The organism is Rhodopila sp. (assembly GCF_965277165.1).
GTDB lineage: Bacteria > Pseudomonadota > Alphaproteobacteria > Acetobacterales > Acetobacteraceae > Rhodopila.
This window is the reverse complement of record NZ_CBDICE010000006.1, coordinates 1,424,905-1,439,313: the sequence shown is the minus strand read 5'-3', so window position 1 is coordinate 1,439,313 and position 14,409 is coordinate 1,424,905. Positions and strand designations below refer to the sequence as shown.

The 14,409-nt window shown below is 66.4% G+C and carries 13 protein-coding genes; 12 read left to right on the top strand and 1 reads right to left on the bottom strand.

The window, feature by feature from the left end; all coding sequences use genetic code 11:
- Nucleotides 1–108: 108 nt before the first annotated feature.
- Nucleotides 109–1,695 (top strand): amino acid ABC transporter permease/ATP-binding protein, encoded by a 1,587-nt coding sequence (locus ACQY4Y_RS18565; protein ID WP_428492068.1) that lies wholly within the window; start codon nt 109–111, stop codon nt 1,693–1,695.
- Between the two features lie 5 nt (nt 1,696–1,700).
- On the opposite strand, the gene ACQY4Y_RS18560 is transcribed toward ACQY4Y_RS18565, so the two are convergent.
- Nucleotides 1,701–2,996, bottom strand: a complete 1,296-nt coding sequence (locus ACQY4Y_RS18560; RefSeq protein WP_428492067.1) for an NtaA/DmoA family FMN-dependent monooxygenase — start codon at nt 2,994–2,996, stop codon at nt 1,701–1,703.
- A gap of 274 nt (nt 2,997–3,270) precedes the next feature.
- Between ACQY4Y_RS18560 and ACQY4Y_RS18555 the strand changes: the two genes are divergently transcribed.
- The 11 genes from ACQY4Y_RS18555 (at nt 3,271) to ACQY4Y_RS18505 (ending at nt 14,381) form a co-directional block, all read left to right on the top strand.
- Nucleotides 3,271–4,347 (top strand): ABC transporter substrate-binding protein, encoded by a 1,077-nt coding sequence (locus tag ACQY4Y_RS18555; protein WP_428492066.1) that lies wholly within the window; start codon nt 3,271–3,273, stop codon nt 4,345–4,347.
- Between the two features lie 79 nt (nt 4,348–4,426).
- The gene (locus ACQY4Y_RS18550; protein WP_428492065.1) at nt 4,427–5,146 is read left to right on the top strand and encodes an ABC transporter ATP-binding protein; all 720 of its coding nucleotides are present in this window, start codon (nt 4,427–4,429) and stop codon (nt 5,144–5,146) included.
- A gap of 48 nt (nt 5,147–5,194) precedes the next feature.
- Complete coding sequence (locus ACQY4Y_RS18545; protein ID WP_428492064.1) at nt 5,195–5,962, top strand: ABC transporter permease; 768 nt, start codon at nt 5,195–5,197, stop codon at nt 5,960–5,962.
- Between the two features lie 75 nt (nt 5,963–6,037).
- Nucleotides 6,038–7,366: an amidohydrolase/deacetylase family metallohydrolase gene (locus tag ACQY4Y_RS18540; RefSeq protein ID WP_428492063.1), complete on the top strand. Its 1,329-nt coding sequence runs from the start codon at nt 6,038–6,040 to the stop codon at nt 7,364–7,366.
- 1 nt (nt 7,367) lies between these two features.
- A complete protein-coding gene (locus ACQY4Y_RS18535) occupies nt 7,368–8,495 on the top strand; it encodes an ABC transporter substrate-binding protein (RefSeq protein ID WP_428492062.1) in 1,128 nt (375 codons plus the stop codon).
- Between the two features lie 5 nt (nt 8,496–8,500).
- The gene (locus tag ACQY4Y_RS18530; RefSeq protein ID WP_428492061.1) at nt 8,501–9,352 is read left to right on the top strand and encodes an ABC transporter permease; all 852 of its coding nucleotides are present in this window, start codon (nt 8,501–8,503) and stop codon (nt 9,350–9,352) included.
- A gap of 70 nt (nt 9,353–9,422) precedes the next feature.
- Nucleotides 9,423–9,743, top strand: a complete 321-nt coding sequence (locus tag ACQY4Y_RS18525) for a Rieske (2Fe-2S) protein (RefSeq protein ID WP_428492060.1) — start codon at nt 9,423–9,425, stop codon at nt 9,741–9,743.
- A 155-nt stretch (nt 9,744–9,898) separates the two neighbouring features.
- Complete coding sequence (locus ACQY4Y_RS18520) at nt 9,899–10,714, top strand: FAD binding domain-containing protein (protein WP_428492059.1); 816 nt, start codon at nt 9,899–9,901, stop codon at nt 10,712–10,714.
- Entirely contained in the window at nt 10,711–11,193 is a 483-nt protein-coding gene (locus ACQY4Y_RS18515; RefSeq protein ID WP_428492058.1) for a (2Fe-2S)-binding protein, read from the top strand. Before ACQY4Y_RS18520 ends, ACQY4Y_RS18515 begins: the two co-directional genes overlap by 4 nt.
- Nucleotides 11,193–13,460 (top strand): xanthine dehydrogenase family protein molybdopterin-binding subunit, encoded by a 2,268-nt coding sequence (locus tag ACQY4Y_RS18510; RefSeq protein ID WP_428492057.1) that lies wholly within the window; start codon nt 11,193–11,195, stop codon nt 13,458–13,460. Before ACQY4Y_RS18515 ends, ACQY4Y_RS18510 begins: the two co-directional genes overlap by 1 nt.
- 69 nt (nt 13,461–13,529) lie before the next feature.
- Nucleotides 13,530–14,381: a peptidase gene (locus ACQY4Y_RS18505; protein WP_428492056.1), complete on the top strand. Its 852-nt coding sequence runs from the start codon at nt 13,530–13,532 to the stop codon at nt 14,379–14,381.
- Nucleotides 14,382–14,409 lie beyond the last annotated feature (28 nt).

Below are 14,409 nucleotides of genomic sequence, written 5' to 3'. Positions count from 1 at the left end.
CGGCCTGGACGGGACATCTGCATCGGCGGATGTCATTGCCGGCAGTCCGGCCGCTACCACCGGGGCGTCGAAACCGCGCGCCCGCGTCTCTCGCAGGTCATCGATGGCATGTCGACCCATCTTCTAGGCTACCTGACCTCGACGTTCCTGTTGCAGGGTGCGCTTTTGGCCCTCGAAATCGCTGGACTGGCGATGCTGGTGGGGCTGATCCTCGGCCTTGGCCTGGCGCTGTTGCGGTTGTCGCGCAGTGCGATCCTCAGCGGCATCGCCTGGTTCTACATCTGGTTCATGCGCGGCACGCCACTGCTGCTGCAACTGGTGTTCATCTTCGACGTATTGCCGGCGGTGGGCCTGACATTCGGCACCTTCACCACCGCGGTGGTCGGCTTCTCATTGAACGAAGCCGCCTTCACCGCCGAGATAATCCGTGGCGGTATCGTATCGGTCAACCGCAGCCAGAGCACCGCGGCCAGCGCGCTGGGGATGCCGCCGCTGCTCACCCTGCGGCGGATCATCCTGCCGCAGGCCATGCGGGCGATCCTTCCGGCGCTTGCCAACCAGACGATCAGCCTGATCAAAGGGACGTCGATCGCGTCGGTGATCTTCGTAAACGAACTGACCTTTCGCGCCGAACAGATCGTCGCGCAGAATTTCCGCTTCTTCGAGGTCTTCGCGGCTGCCGGAATGATCTACCTGGTGATGACCAGCGCCGTCGCGCTGGCCCAGCTTGGCGCGGAACGCCGGTTCGATTTCATGCGGGAGGATCGCGGCGGCATCCGGCAGCGCTTGCTGACGGCCATGGGACGGGGCCGCCCGCCGGTGCCGGAATCCGGGACCCATCCCGAACCGCCGCGTGAGCGTCTGCCCACGCTGATCGCCAGCATCTGCCGCGACCTGGCCAGCACCGACGCCGGCCCCTGCGTCGTCTGCCGGAACGTGCAGAAATCCTATGGCCCGCGGGAGGTGTTGAAAAGCGTCGACATGACCGTCCGCAGCGGCGAGGTCGTGGTGATCATGGGACCGAGCGGCTCCGGCAAAAGCACCTTGCTGCGGCTGATCAATCATCTGGAAGCGTTGGATTGGGGCGAGATCACCGTTCATGGCGGTCATGTCGGTTACGAAAGAGTGCCCGGCGGCGGCTTTCGCTCCATCCGCAAATTGGCGCAGGCGCGTGCCGGGGCGCGGATCGGCATGGTGTTCCAGCACTTCAACCTATTCGACCACCTGAGCGCACTCGACAATGTCGCCGAGGCACCGGTGACGGTCTATGGCCAATCGCCCGACAACGCGCGTGCCGTCTCCATGCGCCTGCTGGCCGCGGTCGGCCTGGCGCACCACGCCCGCCAATATCCACACCAGTTGTCAGGCGGCCAGCAGCAGCGGGTGGCGATCGCCCGCGCCCTTGCCGTGTCGCCGCGGGTGATGCTGTTCGATGAGCCGACCTCCGCGTTGGATCCGGAGCTGGTGGGGGAGGTTCTGGCGGTGATCCGCGGCCTGGCCGAAGCCGGCATGACGATGATCATCGTGACCCACGAGGTCCGCTTCGCGCGCGAGGTCGCCGACCGCATCCTGTTCATGGATGGCGGCGTGATCGTCGAACAGGGCGACGCCGAACAGGTTCTCGACCGGCCGGTCCAGGAGCGCACGCGCCGCTTCCTGCGGATGGTGAACAAGACCGAGGAAGCGGTGGCCTGATCCGCTCAGAACGCCAGCAGATTGTCCCGGAACCGCTCGTGCTGGTAAGCTTTTCGCACCAGGCTTCGCCGTTTCAGTGCTGGAACCAGTCCATCGGTGATCTCGGCAACGGTTTTTCGCGTCAGCGGATCCTGAATCAGGATCCCGTCGCCGCCGACGTCCTGCATGATCTCGCCCATCTCGGCGGCAATGCTGTCGGGCGTCCCGACAAAGTCGAGGCCGCCGCCGCTGGGGTCAAGCAGCATATCGCGCAATGTCTTGCCGCCGTCGCCGGACAGATAGGCCTCGAACGAGGCCCGTGACGCATTGGTCGTGATCGTCGGCAGCGGCGCGTCCAGGTCGTATTTCGAAAAATCGACCATGCTGAGATAGGACATGCCGGCCAGCCTTGTTTCCATCGAGTCGGCCAGTGCCGCGGTCATCCTGGCGCGCTTGTCGCGTGCATCGTCCATCGTGTCACCGAGGACGACCGACGTGGCGAACAGCACCTTGCAGTCACTCGGCTTGCGCCCCAGAGGTTGCATCTGCGCGGACAGCCGTTGGCGGAACGATTTCGCCGCCGCCGCGCCGCGCACCTTGGCGATAACGCTGTCGGCGTGTCTGGCGGCGAACGCGATACCGGCCGGCGAACCACCGGCCTGGCAGATCACCGGACGCCCCTGCGGCCCGGGTGCGGTATTCAGCGGGCCGCGGGATTTGTAGTAGCGGCCCTCGAAGTGGATCGGGTGGACCTTGCTGTGGTCGGCGAAGACCCCGGTCTGCGGATCCGCAACGATCGCATCCGGTTCCCAAGACGCCCAGAGACGGTTGACGACCTCCATCCACTCGTCGGCCATTTCATAGCGCAGGTCGTGCTCGTAATGCCGGTCGAGGCCGAAGTTCTGCGCGGCACGGTCGTTGTGCGCGGTGACGATGTTCAGGCCAACCCGGCCATGCGTCAGGTGGTCCAACGTGGCGCCGAGCCGAGCCGCCAGAAACGGCGGATAAAAACTTGTTGCGACGGTGGCAACGATGCCCAGGCGCTTGGTGACGTGACCGAGCAGCGGGACGAGCGGCAGCGGATCGGACTTCGGAACCGCGTAGGCGTTGCGCAGGTAGTATTCCGCGGACCCCTTGTAGGCGTCCGCGACGAACGATCCATCCTCGATCAGCATGTAGTCGAAGCAGGCGCGCTCCAGCGCTCGGGCCAGGTCGAGATAGAGATCGGGTTCCATCCAGTCCTGCCCGATCGTCCCGCTCCAGGGTTTGTTCCATTCATGCACCGAATAGCCTTTGCCGACGAACCATCCTAGGTGGAACATGCGAACCTCCGGTAGGTGTGGTCGCGAGGGCGATTTCGTTGTTGTGCCGACACAGTGATGCGTCGCAGCAATTTGGGTGCCAACTGGTCCGCGGCGTCACGACAGGTGAAACTACGCGGCCGGCGAACGGCTCCACTATCCCTGCGTAGCCCAATATGCGGGCGTTTGATCGCATAGTGATCACCTGGTCGGCCAGAGCCGCCGGAAGGCCCATTCATTCCATGGCACAACGATTGCTTGGTTTCCGACAGCCTGCGAAAGGAGCCTTGGCTGCATGTTGTCCCGCCGAGCGATCCTGACGTCCACGGCCTTGGCCGCCCCGTTCATCCTGTCGCACCGTCTGCGCGCCGCGCCGTCGCGAAAGATACGCCTGACCCTGCCCTGGGTGGCCGAGGGCTCCAACGCCGTCGCCTTCGTCGCCAAGGCCAACGGCTACTGGGCGGACGCCGGGCTGGATGTGGAAATCAGCCGTGGTTATGGGTCCGTCGCCGCGGCGCAGGCGGTTGGTGCCGGGCGCTTCGATTTCGGCCTGGCCGCGGCCTCGGCCGGTATCCAGCAAGCCGCCAAGGGCCTGCCCACGGTGTCGATCGCCTCGCTCGGCTACGACGCGACGATGACGCTCGCTGTGCTGGGTGACTCGCCGGTCCGCGTACCGAAGGACCTCGACGGAAAATCCATCGGTGGGACGGTGAATTCCGGCGAGTATCCGTTCCTGCCGGCATTCGCCAAAGCCTCCGGCCTGGATCTGAAGACCGTGAAGCTGGTCCAGGTCGATCCCAATGTCCGCCAGCGCATATTGATGGAGCGTCAGGTCGACGCGATCTGCGGCTTCGCCATCTCGATCGCGCCGGTGTTCGTGGCGAACAACAAGCCGGTCCGGTTCATGCCGTACAGTGCCTACGGTCTGAAATTCTACAACAACGCCGTGCTGACCCGGCCCGAGGTGCTCAAATCCGATCCCAAGCTGTGCGAGGCCATCGCCAAGGGCCTGACCAAGGCGACCCGGTTCTGCCTGCTGCAGCCGCGCGAGGCTGTCAGCCTGTTCCTCAAGCAGGTGCCGGAGGCGGCACTGGCGGTCAACGGCCCGAAGCAGATCCAGACCGGCCTTGGCATCTTCGCCATGACGGTGATCGAGCCGCCGGCCAAACAGTACGGCATCGGGCGCGTCGAGGAAGCCGACTATGTCCGCATGACCGACCTCGTGATGAAGTACCTCGGCGCCCCGGGCGACAAGCCGCCGGTCCCGGCTGACCTGTTCACTAATGAGTTCATCGGCGACGTCAAACTATCGCCGGACGAATGGACAAAGGCCGAGGCACAGGTGAAGGAATACCACGATCTCTTTAGGTAATGACATCGCGCACGGCGAGTGCATTCGCGCGGACAACGCATGGAAGATCTACGATTCCGCCAAGGGGAAGGTGGAAGCGGTGGCCGGCGTCTCGTTCTCCATCCGGCGAGGGGAGTTCGTGGCGATCCTCGGGCCGTCCGGCTGCGGCAAATCGACCCTGCTGATGATGTGCGGCGGCCTGGAGAGCATCACCTCGGGCACCATCAACGTCGACGGCGCGCCGATGGCCGGTCCACGCACGAGCATCGGCGTGATGTTCCAGGAAAGCACCTTGCTGCCGTGGAAATCGGTGCTGGACAACGTGATGTTCCCGATCGAGTTGCTGCACCGTCCGCGCAAGGAACACATGGTTCGGGCCCGCGAGCTGATCAGCCTGGTCGGGCTGAACGGGTTCGAGAATCACAAGCCGCATCAGCTCTCCGGTGGCATGCGCCAGCGCGCGGCGATCTGTCGCGCGCTGGTCTATGATCCGGATATCCTGTTGATGGACGAACCATTTTCGGCGCTCGATGCCATCACCCGCGACGAAATGAACGACGCGCTGCTGGATATCTGGAGCCGCTATACCAAGACCGCGCTGTTCGTCACGCACTCGATCCGCGAGGCGGTCTATCTCGCCGACCGGGTGCTGGTGATGAACCGCCGACCGGCGACCGTTGTCGCCGATATCACGGTGCCGATTCCGCGCCCGCGCGATCCATCGGTAGGCGAAACGAAAATCTTCAACACGCTGTGCGGCGAGCTGCGCGGGATGATCGAGCATTCCCATCGCGCGGCGCGGATGCCGGCGCATGCATGAACCGGTTGGGATCGCCAAGCGGGTGGATCGTCGCAAAATACCCCGGCCATGATCTCCATGCCGGACCGCGAGCAGGCGCTGACCCTGTTTCTGCCCATCCTGACCGCGGCGGTGCTGCTGATCGGCTGGCAGGCCGCCGCCCGGTTCTGGGCCATTCCGCCGGTCATCCTGCCGGCACCCAGCGATATCGGCCAACAACTGTCCGCGGTCTGGCCAGAGCTGCTGTATCAGGGCAGCTTCACCGCCGCCGAGGCAGCCGCCGCCTGCGTGCTGTCGGCCGCTTTGGGCGCCGGTTCGGGCGCGATCCTGGCTGCCTCTCCGCTGCTGCGCGAGATGCTCTACCCGAACCTCGTCGTGTTCCAGCTTATCCCGAAAATCGCGCTGGCGCCGTTGTTCGTCGTCTGGCTGGGGATCGACGCCCCGTCCCGACTGGTGTTCTCCACCTTCATCAGCTTTTTTCCTGTCGCGATCGGCACCTTGACCGGTCTGCTGGGTGCCAATCCGAACGCCATCCGCCTCTGCCGGTCACTGACCGCGAGCCCGGGGCAGATCTTCCGTCATGTTCAGGTGCCCTATGCGCTGCCGTTCTTCTTCAGCGCCATGCGGGTCGCCGCCACCCTGTCGGTCATCGGCATCATCATCGGCGAGTTCATTTCCTCCAAGCGCGGCCTTGGGTCGTACATCCTGCTCGCCGGATCGCGCGCCGAAACCGCGCGCATCTTCGCCGCGCTGGTGGTATTGTGCGTCATTGGCCTCGGCCTCTACGCCGTCATCGCCGTGCTGGAATGGCGGGTGAAGAAGGCTTGGCGCGGATGATCGGCTTACTTCACTTCCCCGGTTCCCATCGCCCGCCCGGCGCGAATCGCGACCGTTCTCTGAGGAGTTGAAGGCATGAACGCAACATTATCGTCGCTGCCCGGCACCAGTGACCTGGTGCTGAAGGGTGGCCGGGTCATCGATCCCGCCACCGGCACCGACGGCATCCTGGATGTCGCCGTCGCCGCCGGCAAAATCACCGCCGTGGGTCCCGACCTACCCGTCCCGGCCGGCGCCACGCGCCTGGATCTGTCGGGCGCGATCGTCACACCGGGTCTGATCGACACGCACGCACATATCTACGAACACGTCACCGGCGATTTCGGCCTGAACGCCGACCTCGTGGGGGTACGCGGCGGCGTCACCACGGTGGTCGACCAGGGCGGCCCGTCGGCCCTGACCTTCGGCGGCTTCAAGCAGTTCATCGTCGAACCGTCGCAAAGCCGCGTGCTGTGCTTCATTTCCAGCTATCTGGCCGGCGGATTACTGGGACACCGCTACGTCGATCTGTACGGCCCGACCGGCATCAACGTCGCCGCCATCGTCAAGACCGCCCGTCAGTATCCCGACCTGATCAAGGGCATCGAGGCGCACGCCGAACCGGGTGGCTTCTCCCGTTGGGGCCTGGAATCGCTGAAGCTGGGCAAGAAGGCGGGGCGCGAGCTGGGGCTGCCGCTCTATGTCCACCTCGGCACGCTGTGGCCGCAGAAAGAGGGCAGCGACGTCAACCCGCGGGAGATCATCGAGCAGGTCGTGCCGCTGCTCGACGCCGGCGACGTGCTGGCGCATCCGTTCACCCGCTATCCATCGGGCTTCGTCGGGGCGGACGGTGCGATCCATCCGCTGATCTTCGAGGCGCTGGCCAAGGGCGTCACCATCGACGTCGGGCGCGGCGCCCATTTCAGCTTTGACAACGCCCGCGCGGTAATCGACGCCGGCATCCTGCCGACCACTTTGGGCGCCGACCTGCACGGCTACAACATCAAGTATCCCAACGGTGGCCGCTGGTATCGCGGCATGTTCACCGACACCGACGACGTGGTGCCCGCCGAGGACAAGGCCGACGAGGATGCCGCGCTGCCGTTCTCCACGCCCTATGGCCTGCACCACGCCATGAGCGAACTGATGGCGCTGGGCGTCACCCTGCCTCAGGTCGTCGCGATGGCGACCAGCAATGCCGCGAAGCTGCTGCGGATGCAGGACACGATCGGCGCGCTGAAGCCCGGCATGGACGCCGATATCTCGGTCTTCCGCATATTGAAGGGCGAATGGACGTTGCGTGATTCTAACGGAAAACAGGTGATCGCCAAACAATTGCTGCATCCGGACAGCGTCGTTCGCGCCGGCAAGGTCATCGGCACCGACAGCCCGTTGCTGCCCGACCTGGCGCAACTCGCGGCGTAATGTGGCCAGGCATTCGACTTGTCGCCGCAGTAACGAACCGACGCGCTCGGTTCGCCTGACCCGTCGGGAGGTCATTGCGGGCGCCGCCATCAGCCTGGCCGGGCCCGCCATCGCCCAACCTGCGATCGCGCAGACCCGCACCGTCAGGTTCACCCTGCCGTGGCTGGCCGAAGGCAGCTCGGTTTTTCTCTACGCCGGAAAGGCAAAAGGGATCTTTGCCAGGCACGGCATCGACCTCGACATCAGTCGTGGCTTCGGTTCGCTCGCCGCGGGGCAGGCTGTGGCCAGCGGGCAGTTCGAATTCGCCACCATGATCAGCACCCCGATGATCCTGCTGATCGCCAAGGGACTGCCGCTGGTGTCGCTGGGCATTCTCTCCTACGACGCCGGCATGGGCGTCGGCGTACTGGCCAGCAGTCCAATCACCGCCCCGGCGATGCTCGCCGGCAGGAAGATCGGCGATGTCCCGACCTCGGCAGAGTTCCCGTTCTTCCCAGCCTACGCCAAGAAGGCCGGGTGCTCCACCGACGGCATCCAGTTCGTCAACACCGACGCCAAGGTGCTGGAGCGCGTGCTGTCGGAACGACAGATCGATGCGATGACTGGCATTGCGTCCTCCAGCCTGCCGATCTTCATGTCGAAGAACATCCCGGTGCGCTGGATGCTGTATTCCTCGGTCGGACTGCCGTCCTACGGCACGTCAGTGACCGCCACGCGGGCGACCCTGGCGAAGGATCCCGAGCTGTGCGCGGCGATGATGGACGCCATCTGCGAAAGCCTCGCCTTCACCCTGGTGCATCCCGACGAGGCCACGTCCCTGTTCCTGAAGGCGCTGCCGGAAATGGCGCTGAACCCCGGAATAAAAGAGTTCCTGCGGGTTGGCATGGGGATCAACGACTACGCCATCGCCAAGCCGGATGCGAAACAACACGGCCTGGGCTACGGCAATCCGCAAACCCTCGGGGCCATGGTCGACCTGGTGATGCAATATGTCGCCACACCCGGCATGAAGCGCCCCGAAGTCGCCAATTTCTACAAGCCCGGTCTGGGCGGCAAGATCAAGCTGACCGAAGCGGAGTGGCACGCCGTGGATGCGCGCGTATCCGAGTTCGGCAAGTACCTGAGCTGACCGGCATGTCGGGTCACCACCGCCTCGCGACCTATTTCCCGGCGTGGCGGCGGCCTGGCTTGCCGGTGCGCGCGCGGGTGCACTGGCGTACCTGCCGGCCGGTCTTCCTGCCCGTGCTGTTCGCAGCGGCGATGCTGCTAGCCTGGCAGGTGCTGACGGTCCAACTGGCGGTGTCGCCCATGCTGCTGGTGCCGCCGACGGCGATCTGGGACGTGCTGGCCCAGGCCTGGCCGATCCTTGCGGCGCAGGCGTGGCCGACCCTGGTGAATGCAGTCGTTGGTTTTCTGCTGGCTTCCGTGATCGGCATCGCGCTCGGTGGCGCCCTGGTCGTGTCCCGTCGGGTCGAGCAGGCGTTCTGGCCGCATATCCTGATCTTCCAACTCGTTCCCAAGGTCGCGGTGGCGCCGCTGTTCATCATCTGGCTGGGGATGGGACCGACGTCGCGCCTGTGTTTCGCGGTGTTCCTGTCGTTCTTCCCGATCACGGTGTCCGCGGCCACCGGGTTCCGTTCGGTGGACCGGACCGCCTTGCGGCTGTGCCAGTCGCTGACCGCCAGCCGCTGGCAGACCTTCCTGCATGTGCGGATACCATACGCCATCCCGCACATTTTCGCCGGGCTCAAGGTCGGCGTGACCGTGGCGATCATCGGCGTGGTGATCGGCGAGTTCGTCACCGCGCAGGAGGGCCTGGGCTATATCATCATGTTTGCCTCTTCCGCGGCCGAGACGGCGCTGGTGTTCGCGGCCATCGCGCTGTTGTGCGTTATCGGGCTGGCGATGTACGGCGCCGTCGCCCTGGCCGAACTGTTCGTGCGGCGCTGGTATGGGGCACCGATCAACGTCGGCGGATTCGAGTGAGACCAAACCAGGCAGAGCCTAGTCTGGCACACCCTGCGCTCTGCCGACCGCGAAGGCCGGATCGTTCGGGATGACGCCGCTATGCCCGGCCGCCGAGGTCATCGCTGGCCTGCCGGTTATCGTGCGGCTCTCCGCCACCGCATCGGTGATCTTGCTGCGCCTGAACGACCACCTTGTGGCCTACCGCAACGTCTGTCCGCATATGGGCATCGAACTGGACTGGGAGGCGGAGCGGCTGCTGACGCCAAGCGGGCGGTACCTGCAGTGCACTGGGCACGGCGCCTGGTTTGATCCGGCCAGCGGCCACTGCCTTGGTGGCCCGTGCGCCGGCGAATCGCTGACTGCGCTGGCGGTTCTATTCCGCGACGATATGGTGGTGCTGGATGACTGAACCCGCTGCCCTAAGGCCGATGCGCGCGTCCCTTGGGCAGCCGACCGGCCATCGGATGGCAGCGCGCGACAGCGGGCCTGTCACGGCCGATCAGCGGGTCAGCGCGGAGCCGATCGAATCGCGCCTTTCCGGGCAACCGTAGGGAGAGCCTTGCCATGCTGGTGGCGCTACGCTCGCGTCGACAGATCGCTCCGTTCACCATGCACCGGCCGGCATCGGTGGCCGACGCGCTGGCCCTGCGCGCGGAACCCGGCACCAGTGCCTTCCTCGCCGGTGGGATCGACCTGATCGACTGGCTGAAATACGGCCATCCGCTCGATCGCGTGATTCGGCTGGACGGAATTCCCGGGTTGGCCGACATCGCCGCGGAGGCAAACGCGCTGCGCATCGGCGCCATGGCGACCCACGCCGCCATCGCCGCCAGCCCGCTGATCCGCGACGTGTTGCCCGACCTCGCCGCGCTGTGGCCGGCGGTGGCCAATCCACGGGTGCGTTTCACCGGGACGATCGGCGGCAATGTCATGGCCGGCAAGGCGGATTACGACGGTCTGCCGGCGCTGATGGCCCTGGGCGCGGCGGCCGAGGTCGCGTCCGGCGCCTATATCGGCCTCGACGCCCGGAACCCTGAGGGTCTGGTCACCGCCTTCCGGATTCCCGAACCGGCCACGCTACGTCTATTCGCCGACCGGTCGCTGCGTCCCGCACTGACGCTCTGGCTCGGCCTTTCCGAGGTCAACGGCCAGGTCCGGTCGCTGCGAATCGCGGTCGGCATGGCGCACCCCAGGCCGGTTTGCGTCACCCTGCCGCTCGATCTGCCGCGGCCGTCGCTTCGGCCGGCGGCAGCCGAACTTGCCGCCGATGTCGCGCGTCGGCTGCCCGACCCGGCGTCCGACGGAAGAGCCGGTGCCAGCTACCGCCGCCGCATGGTCGAGGTCTTGACCCGACGCATCCTAGCCGGAGACAGCGTATGAGCACCCGTGAACGCGGCTTCACCGTCAACGGCGTGCCGCGCCGCGTGATGCTGGCCGATGAACAGACCCTGGCCGAGATGCTGCGCGAGCAGCTTGGCCTGACCGGCTGCAAGGTCGGCTGCGATCAGGCGGTCTGCGGCGCCTGCACGGTACTGGTGGACGGCGTCCCAGTCACCGCCTGCGCCTGTTTCGCCGCCGTGGTCGAAGGCGCGGCGATCGAGACCATCGAGGGCCTTGCCCCGCGCGGCCAACTCGATCCGGTGCAACAGGCGTTCGTCGAAGCCGGCGCGGTGCAGTGCGGCTTCTGCACCGCCGGCATGATCATGTCGGTGCACGCACTGCTGCGCCTGCATCCCGAACCCGACGACGCCACCATCAGCCATTGGCTGGAGGCGCATGTCTGCCGCTGCACCGGCTACACCGCCATCCTCGACGCCGTCCGAGCGGCGGCCAAGCGCATGGCGCGGGAGCCAGCGTGATGGACGGCACGACAGCGGTGCTGCCCGCGGCGCGCGACCGCGTCACCGGCAGCACGATCTACAGCTTCGATGTCGGCGTGCCGAACATGCAGCATGGCAAGCTGCTGCGCAGTCCCCATGCGCATGCCCGTATCCGGTCCATCGACACCAGCGCCGCGCGGGCGATCCCCGGCGTCACCGCGATCCTGACCGGTGCGGACACCGCCGGCCTCGCCGATCCATTCTACGGCGTCGGGCTGCGCGACCAGCCGGTGATCGCCACCGACCGGGTCCGCTACATCGGCGACACCGTCGCGGCAATCGTCGCGGTGGATGAACGCACCGCGTTCCGGGCTGCCCAGGCCATCGTCGTCGACTATGAACCGTTGCCGGCCCTGATGACCGCCGACGCGGCGTTGGCGCCGGATGCGCCGGCCCTGTTCGATACCCCGACCGGCGGCACCATCTCGCCGGTCGGCACGGCGTCCACCAACGTCGCCGAACCCGCCAACAACGTGCTGAGCGAATACACCTTCGGCTACGGCGACGCAGATGCCGCCATCGCCGCCTCGGCTCATGTGTTCACCGACAGCTTCGCCTTCACCCGCATCCACCACTTCCACCTGGAGCCGCATGTCAACGTCGCGCGCTGGACCGGCGACCGCGTGGAGCTGTGGTCGTGCAACCAGGACCCGTTCGTCATCCGCGCCGACATCGCCCGTATCTTCGGGCTGCGGCTGCACGATGTCTGCTTCCACACCCCGGCGGTAGGCGGCGGCTTCGGCGGCAAATCCTACTGCAAGATGGAGCCGCTGGTGGCGCTGATGGCCCGCGTCGCCGGGGTGCCGGTGCGGCTGGGCCTGACCTTCGACGAGAGCATGCTGACCACCACCAAGCACGCCGCGATCCTGACCCTGACCTCGGGCGTGGACGCTGGCGGACGGCTGACGGCACGACGCGCGGATATCATTCTGGACGGCGGGGCCTATAGCGATGCCTCGGTCACGGTCGCGATCAAGGCCGGCTACCGCATCGGCGGTCCGTATCGCTGGCAGGCGATCGACAGCAAGGCCCGTATCGTGCGCACCACCTGCGTGCCGGGCGGATCGTTCCGCGGCTTCGGCGGCACCCAGGCGTCCTGGGCCGGCGAGCGCCAGATGGACATGATCGCCCGCCGCATCGGCCTCGACCCGCTGGCCTTCCGCATGCGCAACTTCCTGGCACCGATGGAGCCGTTCGCACCCGGTGACAGCGGCATGGACAGCGACCTGCGCGCCGGCATGACCGAGGTCGCCGAACGCCTGGCCGTCGCCGGTCCTTGTCCGCCCGGGCGCGGCCGAGGCTACGCGGTCGGGCTGAAGGACGCCGGGGGCACCGGCAATCACGCACAGGCGATCCTGAAGCTGACCCAGGACGGGGAGGCGATGTTGAGCGCCGCGGTGGTCGAGATCGGCCAGAACGCCGGAACCGCGCTGTGCCAGATCGCCGCCGATGTGCTGGGACTTCCGGCGCGCAATATCTCCTACGCCCGGATCGATACCGACCACACGCCGCCCGACAACGGCACGCATGTCAGTTGCGGCACCATCGTCACCGGCCTCGCGGTCGAGCAGGCTGCACAGGAGGTCCGCCGGCAGATCATCGATTTCGTCGCCGAACGCCTCGGCTGTCCCGCCGCCTCGGTTACCCTGGACGGGTGGACCGCGCGGGTCGGCAACCACGTGCATCCGCTGGAGCCGCTGATCCGAGCACACTATGGCGGCATTGGGTGGGAGTTCATCGGGCGTGGTGCTTTCAAGGAGCCATACGACATGACGGCTCCGTTGCGGGCAAAGAACATGTGCTGGATGCCCTGCTGGTCGGGCGCCGAGGTCGAGGTGGATCGCGAAACCGGCCGGGTGATCATCCATCGCCTGATCGTCGGCGCGGATGCGGGAAGGGCGGTCAACCTGCAGGCCTGCCACGGGCAGATCGAAGGGGCGGCGGTCCAGGCGCTGAGTCAAGCGATGTTCGAGGAACTGCGCTACGACGGGCCGGCGCCGGAAAACGCCACGCCGCGCGCGTATCGCGTTGCCCAGACTTGCGACCTGCCGCCGGATTTCCAGAGCGTGGTCTTCGAACATGGACTGGGCCGCGGCGTCGGCCACCTGAAGGGCATCGGCGAGGCCGGCATCCTGGGCATCGCCGCGTGCATCGCCAACGCCATCGAGGACGCCTGTGGGGCACGGCTGACCAGCCTGCCGTTCACGCCGGAAAGGGTCCTCGCCGCGCTGGAGGCCGTCGCATGACGATCACCGATGGCATCCGGCGCCAATAGCCCGACCCGCTACCCTCCGCACCAAGCCAGGGAGTTGTCGATGACTGCACGCCCAAGCCTCTATGTGGCGCTGGCCGAACAGCGCTACGTGATCGAGCGACCCTGGGGCGACATTCCAGGCGACGGCGGCAAGGTCACCGACGTCGTGTGCGATGCGGGCGGCCATATCTTCGTGTTGCTGCGCGCCGACTGCTATGTCGATACGAGGCTGCCCACCCTGATCGAACTCGCACCCGACGGCCGACGCCTCGCCGCCTGGGGCGAGGACATCGTGGACGGCCATATGCTGTCGATCGGCCCCGATGGCCGCATTTACGTCGTCGACCGCGATGCGCACGAGGTCGTGGTGTTCGACCGGACCGGCCGGCGCATCGGTGGCCTGGGTCGGCGCCACCAGCCAAACCAGCCGTTCAACCACCCATGCGATGTCGCCATCGCGCCCTCCGGCGACATCTATGTGGCCGACGGCTACGGCGCCAGCCGGGTGTTCCGATTCGGTGCCGACGGCAACCTGATCAGCACATGGGGCACGCCTGGGAAAGAGCCCGGGCAGTTCTCGACGCCGCACGGCATCTGGGCGCTGGCGGATGGTCGTGTCGCGGTGACGGACCGGGAAAACAACCGGCTGCAGGTGTTCTCCGCAAGCGGTGACCTGCTGTCCGTCTGGCCCGATTTTTATCACCCGATGGACGTCTTCCAGGATGGACGTCAGCGTCTTTACGTGACCGACCAAGTGCCGCGGCTGAGCATGCTGGCGCCGGATGGCACATTGCTGGCGCGCTGCCGACCGGTTCTGAATGGCGCGCACGGTATGTGGGGCGATGCCGAGGGCAATTTTTACCTGGCGGAGATGAACCCCAGCCGGGTGACGAAACTCAGGCCGATCTCCTGACGTGACCGGCTGACAGGAGGCTCATGCA

Bases quoted from the DNA above. Each gene is read 5' to 3' on its own strand.
- ACQY4Y_RS18520 (WP_428492059.1), top strand. From the start codon at position 9,899: ATGCTGGTGGCGCTACGCTCGCGTCGACAGATCGCTCCGTTCACCATG.
- ACQY4Y_RS18545 (WP_428492064.1), top strand. From the start codon at position 5,195: ATGATCTCCATGCCGGACCGCGAGCAGGCGCTGACCCTGTTTCTGCCC.
- ACQY4Y_RS18565 (WP_428492068.1), top strand. From the start codon at position 109: ATGTCGACCCATCTTCTAGGCTACCTGACCTCGACGTTCCTGTTGCAG.
- ACQY4Y_RS18540 (WP_428492063.1), top strand. From the start codon at position 6,038: ATGAACGCAACATTATCGTCGCTGCCCGGCACCAGTGACCTGGTGCTG.
- ACQY4Y_RS18510 (WP_428492057.1), top strand. From the start codon at position 11,193: ATGGACGGCACGACAGCGGTGCTGCCCGCGGCGCGCGACCGCGTCACC.
- ACQY4Y_RS18505 (WP_428492056.1), top strand. From the start codon at position 13,530: ATGACTGCACGCCCAAGCCTCTATGTGGCGCTGGCCGAACAGCGCTAC.
- ACQY4Y_RS18530 (WP_428492061.1), top strand. From the start codon at position 8,501: ATGTCGGGTCACCACCGCCTCGCGACCTATTTCCCGGCGTGGCGGCGG.
- ACQY4Y_RS18525 (WP_428492060.1), top strand. From the start codon at position 9,423: ATGACGCCGCTATGCCCGGCCGCCGAGGTCATCGCTGGCCTGCCGGTT.
- ACQY4Y_RS18515 (WP_428492058.1), top strand. From the start codon at position 10,711: ATGAGCACCCGTGAACGCGGCTTCACCGTCAACGGCGTGCCGCGCCGC.
- ACQY4Y_RS18560 (WP_428492067.1), bottom strand. From the start codon at position 2,996: ATGTTCCACCTAGGATGGTTCGTCGGCAAAGGCTATTCGGTGCATGAA.
- ACQY4Y_RS18555 (WP_428492066.1), top strand. From the start codon at position 3,271: ATGTTGTCCCGCCGAGCGATCCTGACGTCCACGGCCTTGGCCGCCCCG.